The organism is Clostridium cuniculi (assembly GCF_004353185.1).
Lineage (GTDB): Bacteria > Bacillota > Clostridia > Clostridiales > Clostridiaceae > Clostridium > Clostridium cuniculi.
Window position 1 is genome coordinate 25,567 of the sequence record NZ_SMUS01000027.1, and the last position, 20,311, is coordinate 45,877.

At 27.8% G+C, this 20,311-nt stretch carries 15 protein-coding genes and 1 riboswitch; of the genes, 13 read left to right on the top strand and 2 right to left on the bottom strand.

What is annotated here, in order from left to right:
• Positions 1 to 489: 489 nt before the first annotated feature.
• The 6 genes from glmS (at position 490) to EJJ37_RS13395 (ending at position 10,241) form a co-directional block, all read left to right on the top strand.
• The gene (gene glmS / locus EJJ37_RS13370) at positions 490 to 2,316 is read left to right on the top strand and encodes a glutamine--fructose-6-phosphate transaminase (isomerizing) (protein ID WP_133016080.1); all 1,827 of its coding nucleotides are present in this window, start codon (positions 490 to 492) and stop codon (positions 2,314 to 2,316) included.
• 181 nt (positions 2,317 to 2,497) lie between these two features.
• Positions 2,498 to 2,770, top strand: a complete 273-nt coding sequence (locus EJJ37_RS13375; RefSeq protein ID WP_243124893.1) for a DUF4176 domain-containing protein — start codon at positions 2,498 to 2,500, stop codon at positions 2,768 to 2,770.
• Between the two features lie 279 nt (positions 2,771 to 3,049).
• Positions 3,050 to 5,164, top strand: a complete 2,115-nt coding sequence (locus EJJ37_RS13380) for a BglG family transcription antiterminator (protein ID WP_133016081.1) — start codon at positions 3,050 to 3,052, stop codon at positions 5,162 to 5,164.
• 7 nt (positions 5,165 to 5,171) lie between these two features.
• Positions 5,172 to 7,019 carry a PTS mannitol transporter subunit IICBA gene (locus EJJ37_RS13385; protein ID WP_133016082.1) on the top strand — a complete coding sequence of 616 codons (1,848 nt, stop codon included), beginning with the start codon at positions 5,172 to 5,174 and terminating at the stop codon, positions 7,017 to 7,019.
• Between the two features lie 17 nt (positions 7,020 to 7,036).
• Positions 7,037 to 8,197 carry a mannitol-1-phosphate 5-dehydrogenase gene (locus EJJ37_RS13390; protein ID WP_133016083.1) on the top strand — a complete coding sequence of 387 codons (1,161 nt, stop codon included), beginning with the start codon at positions 7,037 to 7,039 and terminating at the stop codon, positions 8,195 to 8,197.
• 217 nt (positions 8,198 to 8,414) lie between these two features.
• Complete coding sequence (locus tag EJJ37_RS13395; RefSeq protein ID WP_133016084.1) at positions 8,415 to 10,241, top strand: PTS mannitol transporter subunit IICBA; 1,827 nt, start codon at positions 8,415 to 8,417, stop codon at positions 10,239 to 10,241.
• 261 nt (positions 10,242 to 10,502) lie between these two features.
• Here the strand turns inward: EJJ37_RS13395 and zupT are convergent, their stop codons facing one another.
• Complete coding sequence (zupT, locus tag EJJ37_RS13400; RefSeq protein WP_133016085.1) at positions 10,503 to 11,282, bottom strand: zinc transporter ZupT; 780 nt, start codon at positions 11,280 to 11,282, stop codon at positions 10,503 to 10,505.
• Between the two features lie 120 nt (positions 11,283 to 11,402).
• Between zupT and EJJ37_RS13405 the strand changes: the two genes are divergently transcribed.
• The 5 genes from EJJ37_RS13405 to EJJ37_RS13425 all read left to right on the top strand — a co-directional run bounded on the left by EJJ37_RS13405 (position 11,403) and on the right by EJJ37_RS13425 (position 15,400).
• Positions 11,403 to 12,083 carry a DUF554 domain-containing protein gene (locus EJJ37_RS13405; RefSeq protein ID WP_133016086.1) on the top strand — a complete coding sequence of 227 codons (681 nt, stop codon included), beginning with the start codon at positions 11,403 to 11,405 and terminating at the stop codon, positions 12,081 to 12,083.
• 82 nt (positions 12,084 to 12,165) lie between these two features.
• Complete coding sequence (locus EJJ37_RS13410) at positions 12,166 to 12,504, top strand: LiaF transmembrane domain-containing protein (RefSeq protein ID WP_133016087.1); 339 nt, start codon at positions 12,166 to 12,168, stop codon at positions 12,502 to 12,504.
• Positions 12,464 to 12,874, top strand: a complete 411-nt coding sequence (locus EJJ37_RS13415) for a hypothetical protein (protein WP_133016088.1) — start codon at positions 12,464 to 12,466, stop codon at positions 12,872 to 12,874. Before EJJ37_RS13410 ends, EJJ37_RS13415 begins: the two co-directional genes overlap by 41 nt.
• Positions 12,875 to 12,965: 91 nt before the next feature.
• A riboswitch (guanidine-I (ykkC/yxkD leader) is annotated at positions 12,966 to 13,061 on the top strand.
• A 55-nt stretch (positions 13,062 to 13,116) separates the two neighbouring features.
• The gene (locus EJJ37_RS13420; RefSeq protein WP_133016089.1) at positions 13,117 to 13,809 is read left to right on the top strand and encodes a radical SAM protein; all 693 of its coding nucleotides are present in this window, start codon (positions 13,117 to 13,119) and stop codon (positions 13,807 to 13,809) included.
• Positions 13,810 to 14,065: 256 nt separating this feature from the next.
• Entirely contained in the window at positions 14,066 to 15,400 is a 1,335-nt protein-coding gene (locus EJJ37_RS13425) for a CoA-disulfide reductase (protein WP_133016090.1), read from the top strand.
• An 82-nt stretch (positions 15,401 to 15,482) separates the two neighbouring features.
• Here the strand turns inward: EJJ37_RS13425 and EJJ37_RS13430 are convergent, their stop codons facing one another.
• Positions 15,483 to 16,229, bottom strand: a complete 747-nt coding sequence (locus EJJ37_RS13430; RefSeq protein ID WP_133016091.1) for a hypothetical protein — start codon at positions 16,227 to 16,229, stop codon at positions 15,483 to 15,485.
• 200 nt (positions 16,230 to 16,429) lie between these two features.
• Here EJJ37_RS13430 and EJJ37_RS13435 point away from each other — a divergent pair, with 200 nt between their 5' ends.
• Together EJJ37_RS13435 and EJJ37_RS13440 are read left to right on the top strand one after the other, a co-directional pair.
• Positions 16,430 to 18,409 (top strand): glycosyltransferase, encoded by a 1,980-nt coding sequence (locus tag EJJ37_RS13435; RefSeq protein ID WP_133016092.1) that lies wholly within the window; start codon positions 16,430 to 16,432, stop codon positions 18,407 to 18,409.
• Between the two features lie 361 nt (positions 18,410 to 18,770).
• A complete protein-coding gene (locus tag EJJ37_RS13440; RefSeq protein WP_133016093.1) occupies positions 18,771 to 20,273 on the top strand; it encodes a DUF1846 domain-containing protein in 1,503 nt (500 codons plus the stop codon).
• Positions 20,274 to 20,311 lie beyond the last annotated feature (38 nt).

Sequence of the window (20,311 nt, forward strand, 5' to 3'; positions counted from 1 at the left end):
TTTTATTTTTTTATTGATATTTAAATTTGTCATTAATTACTTAGTGACATTTATATAGTATCTATTAATTGAAGTTAGAATTTTATAAAGGTAAAATAAAATTAATTATAGTTACAAAAACAAAAAATGATGTTGAATTAAGTTGTTTTATGTAAGTATAATATCAGTTTCATTAAATTAAGAATAAAGGAGGGTTTAAAAAAATAGAGTTTTTAATTAAAAATTAAATTTAAAGCGCCAGGACTCTTGTGAGTTGACGAGGATGGGGAGTATCGAATACTTCGGCGGGTGCCCCACGGTATCGCACTACCGTTAGCGACTAGTAAAACTATGAAGTGATTTGTAGGACAAATCTAGTCTGGTGTTAAAACCTTCATTGTGTTTTTTGATGTCCGAGCATTAGTTTATACTTTTTTAATGTTTGCATTAAATTAGCACAAGAAAATTTATAAAAGTAGAAAAAATTGAAATATGGAAGGAAGATTTTATATGTGCGGAATAGTTGGTTATATAGGAAATAAGAAAGCTAGTAATTTTTTAATAGAAGGATTATCAAAATTAGAGTATAGAGGATATGATTCAGCAGGAATAGCTGTTATTAATAATGGATCTGTTGAAATAAGAAAGCATAAAGGTCGTTTATCAAATCTTGTTGAAGAGTTAAAGAATAATTCAGCAGATGGAACCATAGGAATTGGTCATACAAGATGGGCAACTCATGGAGAGCCTTCAGATATAAATTCACATCCACATCAAACATCAAAAGGTGATATTACTGTAGTTCATAATGGGATTATTGAAAATTATAATGAACTTACAAAATGGTTAAAGAGTGAAGGATATGAATTTAAATCAGCAACAGATACAGAAGTAATACCTAATTTAATTCACTATTATTATAAGGGAGATCTTTTTGAAGCTGTAGTAAAGGCTACTGAAAAGTTAGAAGGAAGCTATGCTTTAGGAGTAGTTTGTGGACAAGAACCAGATAAAATAGTAGCTGTTAGAAAAGATAGTCCATTAATAGTTGGAATAGGCAATGGTGAATCATTCATAGCATCAGATATACCAGCAGTATTGAATTATACTAGAGATATTTATCTTTTAGAAGATAATGAGTTTGTAGTATTAACTAATGAAGGTGCAAAAATATTTAAAGCAAATGGTGAAAGAATAAATAAAGAGATATATAAAGTAACTTGGAATGAGGATGCAGCGGAAAAAGGCGGTTATGATTCATTCATGTTAAAGGAAATTCATGAGCAACCAAAGGCTATTAAAGATACAATGTCAGGAAGAGTATCTTTAAATGAAAAGATTAATTTAGGTGATTTTAAACTTACAGCAGAAGAGTTAGAAGAAATAGATAGAATTTATATTATTGCATGTGGAACAGCATATAATGCAGGTTTAATTGGAAAAGTAGCAATTGAAGATTTAGCCAGAATACCAGTTGAAGTAGCAATTGCTTCTGAGTTTAGATATAGAAATCCAATAGTAACAAAGAAAACTCTTATAGTAACGCTAAGTCAATCAGGAGAAACAGCTGATACATTAGCAGTTCTTAGAGATGCAAAAAAAATAGGAGCTAAAACATTAGCTATAACAAATGTTGTTGGAAGTAGTATTTCTAGAGAAGCAGACAATGTAATATATACTATGGCTGGTCCAGAAATTGCAGTTGCATCAACTAAGGCTTATACAACTCAAACAGTTGTTATGAATTTATTAGGTATGTATTTAGCTGATTTAAAAGGAATGTTAAAATCTGAAGATGAAATTGAAATTAAGAAGGCTTTATTAGAATTACCTAATAAGATAGAAGATGTATTAGAGAAAAAGCCACAGATTGCAGAGATTGCTAAAATTATAGCTCAAGAGAAAGATTTATTTTATTTAGGAAGAGATGTTGACTATGCATTAGCAATAGAAGGTGCTCTTAAAATAAAAGAAATAGCATATATCCATTCAGAAGCATATGCTGGAGGAGAACTTAAACATGGAACTATAGCATTAATAGAGCCAGGAACTAAAATAATAGCATTATTGACTCAAACTAATTTAAAAGATAAAATGATCAGTAATATTAGAGAAGTTAAGTCTAGAGGGGCTGAAATCATTGGTATAGCTTATGAAGGACAAGAATTAGATTCATCTATTTTTGATGAAATCATAAGAATACCTCAAATTTCTACTAGAATAGCACCAGTATTGGGAGCTGTTGTATTACAGTTATTAGCATACTATGTAGCTAAGGAAAGAGGCTGTGATATAGATAAGCCAAGAAATCTTGCAAAATCAGTAACTGTTGAATAATAAGTATAATAAAAACGAATTATAATAAAAAATAATAAACTAGGCTGTGTATAAATGATTAAGAGTATATTTATACATGGCCTAGTTTAAATTATTTTAAAAATATCTACTATAAATTTAAATAAGTATGTATAATAAAATAGCGATATATATAATGTGTTGAGTTATAGGAGGTATATAAGTGATCAATAATGAAGGAGTTCTTTTACCTATAGGAACTATTGTGGTTTTAAAAGATGGATATAAAAAGCTTATGATTATTGGAAGAATGCAATTACAAGGGAAAGAAGAGAAGTTGTGGGATTATTTAGGTATATTATATCCAGAAGGATACTTAGGAGAAGGTTATACATTTTTATTTAATAATGAAGATATAGAAGAAGTAGTTTTTGAAGGCTATACTGATTTAGAAGATGAAGCATTTAAAGTTGCTCTAAAAAAATTACAAAAATAATGAGGAATACATTAGTAGAATACAAGTTATCATTTGGAGGGTATTACCCAAAGGTAGCTTGTATTTTTTTATATTAATTACATAGAAAGTATAAAAAGGTTAGAAAATAAACATTGAGATAAGCACATAAATTTATAGGTGTGTCACTAACTATTTAAATTTGTCACTAAGTATTGAAGACATTTGTAGTATATGATTCAATTGATGTAAACGAATAAAAAATATAAAATAAACTTGTAAGTAGTTAATATTTAAAAATGTCACTAATGGGGGATGGTTATGAGAAAAAGTAAATTAATGTCTAGGCAAAAAGAAATAATACAAATTTTAACTAAATCAACTATTAAAAATCCCATAACTGTTTCAGCAATAGCTGAAAAGTTAAATATAAGCTCAAGAACGGTATTAAGAGAAATACCTAAAATAGAGAAATGGTTAGATGAAAATGGTTTTAATTTTATTAAGAAGCCAGGTGTTGGATTAATAATAGATGAAAACCTAGAAAATCAACAATTAATATTAGAGCTTCTAGAGATTGAAAATGTGGAAAAAGATTATAGCAAAGAAGAAAGACAAAGAATAATCCTAGTAGAGTTATTAATAAATAAAGAACCATTAAAATTATTTTACTTCACTTCTCTGTTAAAAGTATCAGAAGGAACATTAAGTAATGATTTAGATAGTATAGAAGAATGGCTTAAAAGCTTCAATATAAAACTTATTAGAAAGCAGGGGTTAGGAGTTTATCTAGAAGGTGAAGAGAAAGACTATAGAAAAGCATTATCAAATATTTTATATGATACTTTAGAAGAAAAAGAAATGATTAACTTATTGAAAGACTCATTAGAAAATAATAGAAATAAAGATATCATAGAGCTATCTATAGAAAATAGGCTGTTAAAGTTTATTGATAAATCAATAATTAAAGATATAGAAAATATACTTTCTGACTTAGAAAATAAATATGAATTTAAAATGTCAGATAGTGCTTATATAGGACTAGTTGTACATCTATCTTTAGCAGTTCAAAGAATAAAAAATAATGAAAAAATAGTAATGGATAAGGATTCACTTAATGAATTGCAGTTTTTACCAGAATTTTCTTTAGGAGAAAAAATATCAAGAGATTTAGAGAAGAGTTTTGATATACAAATTCCAAAAGATGAAATAGGTTATATAACAATGCATTTAAAGGGAGCAAAACTTAGATTAAGTAAAGTTGAAAATGATATTGATTTAGATAACTTAGATATTAAACAAATTGTTAACTATATAATATCAGAGGTTGAAAAAGATTTCGATATTCAAATAAAAAATCGTAAAAAATTAAGTACAGATTTATTAAATCATTTAGTACCAGCAGTAAGTAGACTTACTATGAAGCTTAATATAAGAAATCCGTTATTAGATAAGATAAAGGAACAATATAGCGATGTATATAAATCTTGTGAAAAAGCTTGTGAGATTTTAAAGAAAATAACTAATGTAGATAAGATTCCTGAATCAGAGGTGGCATATGTTGCAATTCATATTGCAGCTGCTTTAGAAGAAAATATAAAAAATGAAAGATTTTCAGTAGTAATAGCGTGTCCAACTGGAATAGGAACATCAAGACTTTTAGCTGCAAATGTAAAAAAAGAATTTGATAATCTAGATATAAAAGGAACTATATCTGCTATAAACATAGATATTGATAATTTAAAAAGACAAGGAATTGATTTCATAATAACAACTATTGATTTAGAAGTAGATTATAAATATGTATGTGTAAACCCAATATTTTTAGATAGAGATAAGATTATACTTAAAGATTTTATACATAGATTATCAAAGGATAGAGTATATAAGGCGTTGAAAAATAAAGAGTCAAGATGCGATAAAGAAAAGATAGAATCAATTACTAGCTTAGGAGCAGATATTATAAAAATATTAGAAAATGTTAAGGTAAAAGAATTAGAATCAATAGATTCTACTAAGTCTATTATAAAAGAAGCTAGTAAGATTTTCGCTGAAAATCATGAGCAAGCAGAAAGTATTGAAAAGTCTTTAATAGCAAGAGAAGCTATTTCAAGTACTTATATAAGTTCTTTTAATATGATGTTTTTACATTGTAAGAATGAAAATGTTTTCGATTGTAAATTTGGGGTATTAAGATTAAATAATACTTTTATAGAGGAAGAAAAGAATATAGATTATGCAATAGTGTCGTTAATTCCAGAAAATAATACTCAAATGCAAATAGATATTATGGGACATATTAGTAGTGAAATAATAGAAAAAGAAAGCTTTAGAAAGATAATTAAAGAAGATAATGAAAGTAATTTAAAAAAGAGTTTAGAAAGTGTTTTAAGTGAATTTTATAGAAGGCAATTAAAACAAATAATGGAGGGATAGATATATTATGAAGGAGAAAATACAAAAGTTTGGTAAATTCTTAAGTGGAATGGTAATGCCAAATATAGGAGCATTTATAGCATGGGGCTTTATAACAGCATTATTTATACCAGCAGGCTGGTTCCCTAATGAACAGTTAGGATCAATGGTAGACCCAATGCTTAAATATTTATTACCTTTATTAGTAGGTTTTACTGGAGGTAGAGTTGTTGGTGGAGCAAGAGGTGGTGTTATAGCTGCAGTTGCTACAACAGGGGTTATAGTTGGAGCAGATATTCCAATGTTCATTGGTGCTATGATAATGGGTCCACTAGCTGGATATGTTATTAAAAAGTTTGACCAAGCAATTGAAGGAAAAATTCCAGCTGGATTTGAGATGTTAGTTAACAATTTCTCAGTAGGAATTTTAGGAATGTTACTTGCGATTTTTGGATTTTATGCAATTGGACCAGTAGTTGTTGTTGTAACTTTAACTCTTAAATCAGGTGTTGAAATAATTATAAGTAAAGGATTACTTCCTTTAGTATCAATATTTATAGAACCAGCAAAAGTATTATTCTTAAATAATGCAATTAATCATGGAATAATAGGGCCAATAGGAATAGAACAAACTCAAGAAATGGGTAAATCTATAATGTATTTATTAGAAGCTAACCCAGGACCAGGACTAGGGGTATTATTAGCATATTGTATGTATAGTAAAGGAGCAATGAAACAATCAGCTCCAGGTGCAGCTATAATCCATGCATTAGGTGGTATTCATGAAATTTACTTCCCATATATACTAATGAATCCAGTATTAATATTAGCACCAATCGTTGGTAGTGCAGCAGGAATATTAGTATTCTCAATATTTAAGGCAGGATTAGTAGCAACACCATCACCAGGAAGTGTATTTGCAATTTTAGCATTAGCACCAAAGGGTGGATTATTACCAGTATTATTAGGGATTGTAGTTTCAACAGTAGTTTCATTTGTAGTTGCAGCTCCGTTAGTTAGAAAAGCTGCTAAAGGAATGAAGGATGAAGCTGAAAATGATGAAAGTGTTGAAGTAAATTTATCAGTAGTTGAAAGAAACACTATAAGTAAGATTATATTTGCATGTGATGCTGGTATGGGCTCAAGTGCAATGGGAGCAACAAAGTTTAGAAATAGAATAAAGAATTTAGGATTAAATATAACTGTAGCAAATTCATCAGTAGATACTATTCCAAATGATGCAGATATAGTTGTTAGCCATGTTAAGTTAGTTGAAAGAGCTAAGAAAAATTCACCACAAGCTGACCATATATTTATAGAAAACTTCTTACAAGATCCAAAGCTAGACGAATTATATAAGAGTTTAAAAGAAAGAGTTAATGGAGTTGAAGCAAAAGAAGAAGCTATAACACTTGAAGAAGTATCTGCCACAGAAACTGTAGAAGTAAAAGAAAGCTCAATATTAAAAGAAAGTAATATAGTTTTAGGATTAGAAAGTGTTACTAAAGAAGAGGCTATAACTAAAGCAGGAAAGCTTTTAGCTAAGGAAGGTTATGTAAATAATAAATATGTTGATGCAATGCTTGAAAGAGAAAAAATTGTATCTACTTATATAGGAATGGGAATAGCTATTCCTCATGGAGTTGGAGAAGCTAAGAAGGAAGTTAAAGAGTCAGGAATAGTAGTTCTTCAATATCCAAATGGAGTTATGTTTGGTGATGAGTTAGCTTACTTAGTAATAGGTATAGCTGGAGTTGGAGACGATCATCTTGAAATTTTATCTAACATAGCAACATCATTAGAAGATGAAAGTTTAGTTGAAAAACTTAAAAATACAAAAAATAAATCTGATATATTAAGTACATTTAATAAATAGTATAGGGGGAATTAAATATGAAAAAGGCAATTCAATTTGGAGCTGGAAACATAGGTAGAGGTTTTATAGGAGCATTACTTTCAAAGGCTGGATATCATGTAGTATTTGCAGATGTAAATAAAGAAATAATAGAAAAGATAAACGAGGACAAGTTCTATACTATACATGTTATGGATGTAGAATGTACAGAAGAAAAAATAGAAAACATAAGTGGAGTTATATCAACTAGTGATGATATATTAAAAGAAATTGTTGAAGCTGAAATAATAACAACAGCAGTAGGACCAGTAGTATTACCAAGAATAGCACCAACAATAGCAAAAGGAATACAATTAAGAAAAGAAGCAGGATTAAAATCATTCTTAAATATAATAGCTTGTGAAAATGCTATAAAAGCTAGTTCACAGTTAGAAGAAGAAGTTAAGAAATATTTAAATGAAGAAGAAGTGGAATACTTAGAAGAGTTTGTAGGTTTCCCTAATTGTTCAGTTGATAGAATTGTACCACCAGTTAAAAGTGAAAATATTCTAGATGTAGTTGTTGAAAGATTTTATGAATGGAATGTTGAAGAAAAGGCATTTAAGGGTTCAATACCACAAATTGAAGGTATGAATTTAGCTGATAATTTAATGGCTTATATAGAAAGAAAGCTATTTACATTAAATACTGGACATGCGATAACAGCATACTTTGGATATTTAAAGGGATATAACACAATAGATGAAAGTATAAAAGATGAAGTTATATATGATTTTGTTAAGAAGGCTATGATAGAAAGTGGACAAGGATTAATAGCTAAATATAACTTTGATGAAGAAGCACATCTTAAATATATTGATAAGATAATAGGTAGATTTAAAAATCCATATTTAAAAGATGATGTAGCTAGAGTTGGTAGAGAGCCTTTAAGAAAATTAAATGAAAATGATAGATTAATTAAACCTTTAATAACAGCAAGAGGCTTCAATATAAAAACAGATAGTTTATTATTAGGAGTAGGAGCTGCACTTCATTATGATAATAAAGAAGACGCTCAAAGTAGGGAGTTACAAAGCTTAATTCAAGAAAAAGGTATCAGAGGCTCTATAGCAGAGATATCAAAAATATCAGAGGATACAGATGTGCTTGATAAGATAGAAAAATATTATGATGAAGTTAAGAAATTAATAGGAGCATAATATTTCTATATAAATATTTAAAACTTAAAATTTAATCTCTAAATTAATAGCACCAAAAGTAAATTGATAAAAAGAATACTTTTGGTGCTATTATTATGCAATAATTTAAAAATAAGAATAAATAATATATATAATTCCAAAATAATTGATGTAGTATAATTATAATAATAAAATTATCATATAAGTAGCAAAAGATATTAGAGTGGGGGAAGGGTTAGTGCTTAAAGAGAGATTACAGACATTAGGAAAATTTTTTAGTAGTATGATTATACCTAATATAGGAATTTTTATAGCTTGGGGATTTGCCACTGCTATATTTATTCCAACAGGATGGTATCCTAATGAAAAAATAGCAGAATTAATAGATCAAATAATAAAATATTTATTACCTATATTAGTAGGTTATACAGGTGGAAAGGTTGTTGGAGGCTTAAGAGGTGGAGTAGTAGCATCAATAGCAACAATGGGAGTAATAGCAGGTGCTAATATTCCAATGCTTATAGGAGCGATGTTTATAGGACCAATTTCTGGATATATAATAAAAAGATTTGATAAAAGAGTAAAAGATAAGATTCCAGTAGGATTTGAAATGTTAGTGAATAATTTTTCAGTTGCAATTATAGGGTTAATATTAGCAATTATAGGATTATTTATAGTAGGACCATTTATTGTAATAGTTTCACATGCAATAAATGAAGGAGTGAAATTTTTTATAAATAAATCATTATTACCGATTTTAGCAATTTTCATAGAGCCAGCAAAGGTATTATTTTTAAATAATGTGATAAATCATGGAATAATAGATATTATTGCATTAGATCAAGTAAATGAAGTTGGAGAGTCTATATTATATTTATTAGAAGCAAATCCAGGTCCAGGATTAGGTGTGATATTAGCATATTGGGTATACAGTAAGGGGGCTATGAAAGAATCAGCACCTAGCGCAGCTATTATTCAATTTCTGGGGGGGATACATGAGATATATTTTCCATATATATTGATAAATCCAATTCTAATAATTGCACCTATTGTTGGGAGTATGGCATCTATTATGGTGTTTCTTACATTTAATTCAGGATTAGTAGCCACAGCTTCTCCGGGGAGTATATTCTCCATAATAATGTTATCCTCAAAAGATGATATTATTGGAAACTTATTGGGGGTATTAGTTGGGGGAATAGTTTCATTTATTGTTTCATCATTATTTTTTAAAAGAGAGAGAGTAAAAATAAATGAAAAAGATAATAAAAATGAAGATATAAAAGAAGTAAATATAGATGTAAATTTGGAGAATATTAAAAAGATAGTGTTTGCATGTGATGTAGGAATGGGATCAAGTGCAATGGGAGCTACAAAATTTAGAAATAAAATTAAAGAGTTAAACTTAAATATTGATGTGGACAATTCAGCAATAGAAAAAATACCGGATGATGCAGATATAGTAATTACTCATGAGGGTTTATTATCTAGTGTAAAGGATAAACTTAATAAGCATCAATTTATATTTATAGAAAATTTTCTAGATGATAAAAAATTAGATGGACTATACGAAAAAATATGTGACCAGTTTAAGAGGGAAAGTAAAGATATAGAAATAGAAGATTTTAATCATAAAGAAAAAAAGCCTATATTAGATGAAAATAATATAATATTAGGATTAGAAAGTGAATCTAAAGAAGAAGCAATAGCACGAGCAGGTGAATTATTGTTTGAAAAAGGATATGTAAATTGTGAATATATTGATTCCATGATTGAAAGAGAAAATAGAATATCTACATATATAGGTATGGGAATAGCAATTCCACATGGAACAGAGAGTGGTAAAAATGAAGTGAAAGAATCTGGTGTGGTAATTCTTCAATATCCAAATGGAATAAATTTTCAGGGGCAAATTGCATATTTAATAATAGCAGTAGCGGCTAAAGGAAATGATCATTTAGAAATATTATCTAATATAGCTTCTTCGTTAGGCAATATTGAACTATTAGAGTCATTGAAAACTACTACTGATTCACAAGAAATATTAAGGGCATTTAATATTTAAATCATTAAATTTTTATAAAAATAACAAAGTCAATAATTTAAAAGAGAGCTAATGCATTTAATGCATTAGCTCTCTTTAGAGTTTAGGGAATTGTTATGTCATTTATAAAATTATAAGTAATTTCAATTATGGTATATACAATCCCAATTAAAGTTATAGCTGGTAATAAGATCATATCATCACTCCAATAAAATAATATATATTAATATGGTAATTAAAAAATAAAAAAATATACGTGAATTTTATGTTAAATATAAGATTTTAAACAAATAAATGAGTTATAGGCATTATGCTAATTCCTAAAAATATAGATGCAACAGAAAGTCGTGTATATCCATATTTTCTAGATGAAGGGATAAGCTCATCTAATGATATATAAATCATTATTCCACAAACTACAGCAAAAATTATTCCTAGTATAAGTTCATTAATAAATGGCTTTAAACATAAGAAAGCGATTAATGCACCTAAGGGTTCTGCCATTCCAGAAAGAAAAGAATATTTAATAGCTTTAAATCTGCTTTTTGTTGCAAAGTAAATTGGCATAGCAATAGCAATACCTTCAGGAATGTTATGAAGAGCTATAGCTAAAGTTACAGCAATTCCTAATGAAGCATCTTGATATCCAGAGACAAAAGTTGCAATACCTTCAGGGAAGTTATGTATCATAAGAGCTATAGTTGATACTAAACCAACTCTAAAAATATCAAAATTATTGTTACATTTAGGAACAGTTCCTTTTTCCTCTTCAGGAATAAATATATCAATTAAATAAGCCATTAATGCTCCTATTAGCAAAAATAAAATTGACCATAGGATACCATTAACTTTTCCATGATATTTAGAAATTGCTTCTTGAGCTGTAGGAAATAAATCTGTAAAGGATACTGTAATCATAACACCAGCAGAAAAACCTAAGGAAAAGGTAAGAAATTTTTCATTTCTAGTTTTACTAAAGAAAATAATAACTGCGCCTAAAACAGTTGATAATCCTGCTATTGTGGAAAGTAATAAAGGAAATAATGAAGCTTTATCAATCATTTTCAACCTCTCTATAGTATTGTTACATAATTATTTTATGACTAATAGTAAATAAAAAGAATATAAATTTTTAGAAAAATGGTATAATTGGAAAGTAATGATAGGGTGGGAGAGTGAAATATGTTAGGAACAATAGTAAATTCAATAACAGTAATAATTGGATGTTTAGTTGGACTTATAGTAAAAGGAAGATTAACAGAAAAAATAAGTACTACAATAATGAATGGAATTGCATTATGTGTTTTATACATAGGAATATCAGGAGCGTTAGATGGTGGAGATACGTTAATAATGATAATATCAATAGCTATTGGTGCATTAATTGGAGAATTTATAGATATTGATAAGTGGCTAAATAGATTAGGATACTATTTAGAAAGTAAGTTTAAGAGTGATAAAGATAGTAGTATATCTATAGCAGAAGGTTTTATAACTTCTAGTCTTTTATTTTGTGTTGGAGCAATGTCTATAGTAGGAGCATTAGAAAGTGGATTAAAAGGAAGTTATGATACTTTATTTACCAAGTCTATTTTAGATGGAATATCATCTATTATTTTTACATCTTCTTTGGGAATTGGTGTAATATTCTCTGCAGTAACTGTATTTATATATCAAGGAAGTATAACATTAGGAGCTGGACTTTTGTCTGGAGTATTAAGTAATTCTGTAATTACAAATATGAGTGCTGTTGGAGGATTACTTATAATTGGACTTGGTTTAAATATGCTTGGGATAACAAAGATAAAAATTGCAAATCTACTTCCAGCAATATTTTTGCCTATAATTTTTCAAATATTTTAACTTAATCATATAGAAAAAATAGTTAAAAATGAAATAAAATGTTATAATGTATTTGTAATTATATATTTTCAGGAGGTAAATAATGAAAAAAGATTATTCGTCACTTATTTGGGGACTGATATTTGTTGTTCTAGGAATTATTTTTGGGGGAAATGCGCTTAATATATGGGATATAGATATATTTTTTCCAGGATGGTGGACTTTATTTTTAATTATACCTGGACTAATATCAATGGTTAGATATGGATTTAACTGGGGATCTGGTATACTAGTAATAATAGGATTGGTGTTATTATTCGATGAATTAGATATAATAGATGATGGCGCTATATGGAGGTTAATATTCCCATTACTTTTAGTTGCTATAGGTATTTCTATAATTGCATCATTTTTTAGAAGAGGAACAAAAAAAAAACACTGAATGTGATGAGTATAGTAAAAGTAAATCATATAAGTATGATTCAACTCAATATCCTAGATATACTGCTATTTTAGGTGGTGGAAATTATAAAAATAGTACTGAGGATTTAAAAGGATTAGTTGCAGAAGCTATATTAGGTGGATTAGAAATAGACTTAAGAGAGGCAAAAATAACTGAAGATATAGTTTTAGAGCTTACTGCAGTGCTAGGAGGAATAGATGTATTTATTCCTGATAATGTAAGAGTCGAAATAATATCAGGGGTTCCTATATTAGGTGGATTTGAACATAAAATAAATAGAAACGTTACTTCAGGGCCAAAAGTTAGAATTAAGTATACAGCAGTATTAGGTGGAATAGAAATTAAATAGTATTATTATAATGATAAATATAAAATATTATTGATATAATTTTAGTCTTATGATAAAATCCTAATGCAAATAAAATTTGTAATTAGAATATAGTTTAGTTTTCTAGGGTTCCGCAGTTTAAAACTGGCTGGTCCGAGAGGAAACACACAGTTTGCTGTGGACACGGAAGGATAAAAGCCTGGGAGATATTTTTATAATATCTCTTAGGCTTTTTTGTTTTTTTATTAATAGGAGGATGTATAATGAGTAATTTTAGTTATAAGAATGTTTATATTGAAGAAGGTAAAAGGATTTTAGAGGTTAATATACTTCCAGATAAATACTGTAATTTTGATTGTATATTTTGTCCTATAGGAAGATCAAAAAATAAAGTTGATAGTCAGATATCATTTAATGAAATTGATGTTGATTTAAATGAACTTGAAAATAAAATGGAAGAAACAAAAGCAGATTTAATATTTATTAACTCAAAGGGAGAGGCGTTAATTAATAATAAAATTGATAAAATAATTAGATTTATAAAAAATAAGGGATTAATAGTAAGGTTATTATCTAATGGATATTTATTAGGTAAGGATGAATATAAAAAGATTGCTAATGATTGTGATGAGGTAATTGGTGAAATCAAGGTTATTACAGAGGAACATTTTCAAAAGATTCAAAGACCAATAGAAGGATATACCCTAGATAAGTATATTAGTAATATGGCTTTATTTAATAAACAGTACAATGGAAAATTTATATTTGAAATTACTATTATTAAGGGATATAACGATGATGAAAAGTCAATTAATGAATTAAAAGATATTATTACTAAAATAAATCCTGATAAAGTTATTGTTTCAAGAATAGAAGAGGAAATATTTAAGAAGAAGCTTGGTATATCTGATGAAGAATTACAAAAAATATCAAAAGAACTATTAAGTTATAATTAAATTTTCAATGATAACTAAACTCTTTAGTAGTTTAACAAATATTAAATGTAGTAATATTATTATCAATGTTATATTTTTAAATTTTATAAAAATAAATTTATTTAAAGATATAAAATTATATTATTATTTTTTTGAAATTTCATTTATAATAAGAATAAATATTATTTAACAAATGCTTTATTTTTATATAAACATAAGATAAGTAATAAAGTATAAATAATTGATATTTCAATTATAGAAGAGGATGGTGTTTTAGATGAAAGTTATAATCATCGGTGGTGTAGCAGCTGGAATGAGTGCTGCAGCTAAGTTTAAGAGACTTTCACCCAAAGATGACGTTGTAGTATATGAAAAGGGTGATATTGTATCTTTTGGTGCTTGTGGACTGCCATATTATGTTGGAGGGTTTTTTGAAGATTCAAGAGAAATGATAGCAAGAACTCCTGAACAGTTTAGAGAGTCTGGAGTAGAAATACATACTAAACATGAAGTTACAGATGTAGATTTTTCTAGTAAAAAAATAAAGGTTAAAAATCTTACTACAGATGAAATATTAGAAGAAAGCTATGATAAGTTAATGATAGCTAGTGGTGCAAGAGCAATAATCCCACCAATTAAGAATATTGATTTAGAAAATGTAGTTACATTAAAATCAATGGATGACGGTAATAAGTTAAGAGAATTAATGGCAAATGATGAGTATAAAAAAGTTGCTATTATAGGTGCTGGTTTTATAGGACTTGAAGCTGTTGAAGCTGCTAAGCATAGAGGTAAAGAAGTTACTGTTATTCAACTTCAAGATAGAGTTCTTCAAGAAGTTTTTGATAAGGATATAACAGATCTTTTAGAAGAAGAGTTAAGAGAAAGTGGAGTTAATCTTTTATTATCAGAAACTGTAGTTGAACTTATAGGAGATGGAAAAGTTTCTAAAGTTAAAACTGATAAAAGAGAAATCGATGCAGATATAGTTATACTTGCAACAGGTGTAAAACCAAATACTGATTTCTTAAAAGCAGATGAAATAAGGATGCTTAGAAATGGAGCAATAGTAGTTGACAGCTATGGAAGAACATCAGTAGAGGATGTGTACTCAGCTGGAGATTGTGCTACTATAAATAACTTAATTACAGGCAAAGAAGCATATGTTCCACTTGCAACTGGAGCTAATAAGCTTGGAAGAATAGTTGGGGAAAATTTAGCAGGACAAAATAATTCATTCCAAGGCTCTATGGCATCAAGTTGTATTAAGGTTATGAATATGGAAGCAGCTAGAACTGGATTATCAGAAAAGGAAGTTAAGGAGTTAGGATTTGATTATAAGACTAAATTCATAACTGATATGAATCAAACTAGCTATTATCCAGGTAGAGAAAGAATTTATGTTAAACTTATCTATGATGCACACACTAAAGTTATTTTAGGTGGACAAGTGGCTGGATATAAGGATGCTGTTCAAAGATGTAATGTTTTAGCAGCATGTATTTATGCAAAGATGACAACAGATCAATTAGGAATGTTAGATCTTTGTTATTCACCACCATTCTCAAGAACTTGGGATGTATTAAATGTTGCAGGTAATGTATCAAAGTAAAAAAATGTAAGGACCTCCGGGGTCAATCCAATATTTGGAATGACCCGGAGGTGTTTTATTTCAGTAACAAGTAGCATGCTTGTTATTTACTCTTACTTGATGTAGAGTTAGATTCCTTAAGTTTACTATTTGCTATAGAATTTTCAATTATAGTATAAAAAATAGCATCCTCAACAGCTATATCATTACTATCTTTAATAGTAATTGTATATTTGTGAGTTGGACTAAAGATATTACCATCAATAATATAATCTACATTATCATTATTATCAAAAATTTTATAATCTCTGCAGAAAAGTATGGCATTAGGAATGGCCTTTCCTAAATTATTATGATCTTTATCATAAAAATATTGAACTCTTTTTAATCTCCAGAAATCTTTAAGTTTTTGTTCGCCAATATAACCTGTAGTATTTCCTTCAGAATCCTCAATCAGGGCGAGACGATTAATAGATATATTAAATAATTTTACTTGAGTTAAACCTAGTCTTTTAATTTGACTTTCTTTTTTTATAAGATTACCATGAATATCTTTTAATTTTAAGGTATCTCCGAATATAGGAAATAGTTTTCCTGTAACTTCACCTATTAATACTCCATCACTAAGGATATAATAATGTTTTCTAAAAGAAAAAATCTTTTTTTCTATTGTAATTTCAGTTGAATTATCAATCATTTCATCAAAACTTTGAGTTTGTGGATTTATTAATTCTGTAGAGGTAGTACCAAAAACTCTGATTCTTTGAGCTATATAAAATCCTAAAATGCATACTAAAATTAATATAAGTATTCCACAAAATATCTTTATGAATTTATTAAGAATTTGCATGTTTCCCCCTATATAAAAATACTAATTAGATAATTATAACATTTTTAGATTTTCTCATCAATAAACTTTTAGGAGTAGAAGTAATCCTACATATTTTATATCTTAAGATTATTTAACTTATATTAAATAAAAGGGAGAAAAGTTTCAAGAAAATTACACAAAAACTCAACATAAACCATATTATGGATTGAGGTGATATTATGCAAAAATTATTATTCATAACTTGGAGTGTATCTTATGGATATGGAACTGAAAAATCATTAGCAGCAGTTTTAAATAAATTTGATGATTCAAAATATGATATAAGTATTTTGCCTTTATTTAAGTATTCAAATAATTCAATATTTAATTGTAATATTAAGATATTAGACCCAATCATTGATTATACAAACTCTGAGTTAGATAAAGCTGAAGAACTAAAAAATTATTACAGTTTGCTTGCAAATCCACTTCTTTTTAATAAGTGGATACGAGAAAAATATGATTGTATTATAGCTTGCAATCATAATGCTCCTTCATATTTTGCTTCTTATATAGTTGGAGGCAAAAAAATTATTTGGATTAGGGGAGATATGAGTGAACTTGATTATACTGTACTTGATAAAAATACAAAAGAATATAAATTGGTAAAGCAAGAACATGAAATGCAAGCAAATGTATTGAAAGCATTTGATGAGATTGTAGTTATTTCTAAAGTAACACAAGATACTCTTAAAAAGCTATTTGGGATAACAAAAAATGTAGTTAAAATTTCAAATTCAGTTGATAGTGATAAGATAAAACTTTTAAGTAAGGAGGCAGTTGACATACCAGAAAAAAAGATTTTTACAACATTGGGAAGGATTGATTATAATAAAAATCAAATTTTACTTTTAAAGGCAGCTAAAGAATTAAAAAAGCAACGTAATGACTTTATGATTTATATTTTAGGAGATGGAGATTATCGTACAAAGCTAGAGGAATATATAAAAGATAACAGACTCAATGAGAATGTTAAAATTATTGGGTTTGTTGAAAATCCATATCCTTATGTCAAAAGTAGTATTGCAACTGTTTTAACTTCATTAAGTGAGGGGTTTAGCCTTGCTCTGGTTGAAAGTGTTATGCTTAATACACCTATAATTTCAACTGATGTAGGGGTGGCAAGAGAATTGATTGAAAATTATAATTGTGGAACAATTATTGACTATGATGAAAAGGAATTAGCACAAGTATTGCTTAAATATTTAAATAGATATGATGGATATAAAGAAACTTTTAATATAGACGATGAGTATGAACTTAAAACAGAAATTGATAAAACTATAGCTATTATTGAAAAAGTATTAGGAAAGGCAAGTATGGATTTGAAATTTAAGAAGCTTCCTTATCCAGAGTATACAATAAATTATTATGATCTTAACAATATCAGCATACAAAGCGATACTATGTATGTACTAAGAGTTTTAAAAGACAATGTTCCTTACGAATATTTGATTAATCGAAAAAGTAATAATGATAAATTAATAGTTTTTAACAATGGTGCGATTGCTGGTGGGAATGTAAATGTACCTGTATTTCAAAGGCATAGTTGGGCTAAGCAGATAAAAACATCAGCTGTTTTTTGTATGGATCCTACCATATATATAAATAATTATTTACAGCTTGGATGGGGAATTGGAAAGAATGAGAATTATTATCTTGAAAATAGTAGTTTAATATTAAAAAAAATAATAGAAAAAATGAATATTAGTCTTGATAATACCGTTATTTATGGTACTTCAGCAGGTGGTTACCTATCAATTATTATGGGAATATATTTAAAAGGGGCAAAAGTTGTTGCGGATAATGCTCAATTAGATACTACAAGGTGGATTTTTAAAGAAGCATTAGATAGCGTAATAACCTTTTGTTTTGACAATATTAGTGATTCTCTAAAGTATAGAGAAAGATTTAGTATTGTAGATGCATTTGAAAAAAATAATTATGTTCCCAAAATTTATCTGCATGTAAATTTATGCTCTTTAGCAGATAATTCAACTCAATTAATCCCATTTTTAGATAGGATGGAAAAAAGCGATAATATTTCAGAATATAATGATATTGAAGTTATATTGCATTATGAAAAGGAAAAAGGGCATAATGGATTAAGCTATGATGATGCGATTAATTTTTTATATAAAATATTAGATAAAAATTAAAGTCTATGTAGCTTTTACTACTAAGGCTTTTTATTTATTACGAAATATTGAAATTGAATTTAATACAGCTAAGCTAGGGATAAATAAAAATTATGCAGTCTCTTTATTTATAGAAATATTTTTAATAATGCTATAAATAAAGAGACAAACTATGTTAATTACGAATTATAAGTAAGTCAAATAAAATTAATTTCGTATTTTATGATTTACTTTATCAAAATTTTGTGTAATAATATTATAGATTTTGTGCCTAAATAATAGTAAGTTTAAAATTTATTATTAGTAGTTGCAATAGTATGGATATTTTCAACAGAAGAAAAGGTCCATGCTAAAAAAAAACTATAAAATTAGGAGTGGAAATATGAAAATAGGATTTGATCATGAAAAATATTTAGAGGAGCAATCAAAATATATATTAGAAAGAGTTAATAACTACGATAAATTATATTTAGAATTTGGTGGAAAACTTTTATTTGATTTACATGCAAAAAGAGTTTTACCAGGATTTGATGAAAATGCAAAAATTAAATTATTACATAAATTAAAAGAAAATGTAGAAGTAGTTATATGTGTTTATGCAGGAGATATAGAAAGAAATAAGATAAGAGGCGACTTCGGAATTACTTACGATATGGACGTTTTAAGACTTATTGATGATTTAAGAAGCTATGATCTAGAAGTTAATTCAGTTGTAATAACTAGATATGATGATCAACCTTCAACGACTGTTTTCATAAATAAATTAGAAAGACGTGGAATAAAAGTTTATAAGCATAGAGCTACTAAAGGATATCCAACAGATGTTGATACTATAGTTAGTGAAGAAGGATATGGAAAAAATCCATATATCGAAACAAGTAAACCAATAGTAGTTGTTACTGCACCAGGACCAGGAAGTGGTAAGTTAGCTACATGCTTAAGTCAATTATATCATGAAAATAAAAGAGGAAATATTGCAGGATATTCTAAGTTTGAAACATTCCCAGTATGGAATGTTCCACTAAAACATCCATTAAATATAGCTTATGAAGCAGCAACAGTTGATTTAAAAGATGTTAATATGATAGATTACTTCCATTTAGAAGCTTATGGAGAAACTGCTGTTAACTATAATAGAGATTTAGAAACATTCCCAGTACTTAAGAGAATTATAGAAAAGATTACAGGAAAAGAATCAGTTTATAAGTCACCAACAGATATGGGTGTTAATAGAGTTGGATTTGGTATAGTTGATGATGAGGTTGTTAAAGAAGCTTCAAAACAAGAAATAATAAGAAGATATTTTAAAACAGGTTGCGAATATAAAAAAGGGTATGTAGATAAAGATACTTTTGAACATTCTAAACTTATAATGGATCAGGTTAATTTAAAAGAGGAAGATAGAAAAGTTGTGCTTCCAGCAAGAGAGCGTGCAGCAAAATTAAAAGAAGAAAACAGTAGTATTTGTACAGCTGTTGCCATTGAGTTAAATGATGGAACTATACTTACAGGAAAAGGTTCAGAACTTTTAGATGCATCAGCGGCAGCATTACTAAATTCAATAAAATACTTAGCTAATATAGCTGATGATATGCATTTAATTTTACCGGTGATTTTAGAGCCTATTTTAGATTTAAAAACTAAAACATTAGCAAATCAAAAAGTATCATTAAATTGTGAAGAAGTTTTAATTGCATTAAGTATTTCAGCTGCAACTAACCCAACAGCTCAAGTTGCAATGGAAAAATTATCAATGCTTAAGAATTGTCAAGCTCATTCAACTACAATCTTACCAACAAGTGATGAACAAACATTAAGAAAGCTTGGAATAGATGTAACATGTGATGCAGAATATGCTTCAGAAAGCCTTTTCTACAATAATTAATAAATAGATAAAGTAAAGAGATTATTACAATAGTGAAT

What these genes read in the sequence shown, in the direction of transcription:
- EJJ37_RS13385 (WP_133016082.1), top strand. Translation starts at nt 5,172, where the DNA reads ATGAAGGAGAAAATACAAAAGTTTGGTAAATTCTTAAGTGGAATGGTA.
- EJJ37_RS13380 (WP_133016081.1), top strand. Translation starts at nt 3,050, where the DNA reads ATGAGAAAAAGTAAATTAATGTCTAGGCAAAAAGAAATAATACAAATT.
- EJJ37_RS13435 (WP_133016092.1), top strand. Translation starts at nt 16,430, where the DNA reads ATGCAAAAATTATTATTCATAACTTGGAGTGTATCTTATGGATATGGA.
- EJJ37_RS13390 (WP_133016083.1), top strand. Translation starts at nt 7,037, where the DNA reads ATGAAAAAGGCAATTCAATTTGGAGCTGGAAACATAGGTAGAGGTTTT.
- EJJ37_RS13420 (WP_133016089.1), top strand. Translation starts at nt 13,117, where the DNA reads ATGAGTAATTTTAGTTATAAGAATGTTTATATTGAAGAAGGTAAAAGG.
- EJJ37_RS13425 (WP_133016090.1), top strand. Translation starts at nt 14,066, where the DNA reads ATGAAAGTTATAATCATCGGTGGTGTAGCAGCTGGAATGAGTGCTGCA.
- EJJ37_RS13440 (WP_133016093.1), top strand. Translation starts at nt 18,771, where the DNA reads ATGAAAATAGGATTTGATCATGAAAAATATTTAGAGGAGCAATCAAAA.
- EJJ37_RS13410 (WP_133016087.1), top strand. Translation starts at nt 12,166, where the DNA reads ATGAAAAAAGATTATTCGTCACTTATTTGGGGACTGATATTTGTTGTT.
- zupT (WP_133016085.1), bottom strand. Translation starts at nt 11,282, where the DNA reads ATGATTGATAAAGCTTCATTATTTCCTTTATTACTTTCCACAATAGCA.
- EJJ37_RS13430 (WP_133016091.1), bottom strand. Translation starts at nt 16,229, where the DNA reads ATGCAAATTCTTAATAAATTCATAAAGATATTTTGTGGAATACTTATA.
- glmS (WP_133016080.1), top strand. Translation starts at nt 490, where the DNA reads ATGTGCGGAATAGTTGGTTATATAGGAAATAAGAAAGCTAGTAATTTT.
- EJJ37_RS13405 (WP_133016086.1), top strand. Translation starts at nt 11,403, where the DNA reads ATGTTAGGAACAATAGTAAATTCAATAACAGTAATAATTGGATGTTTA.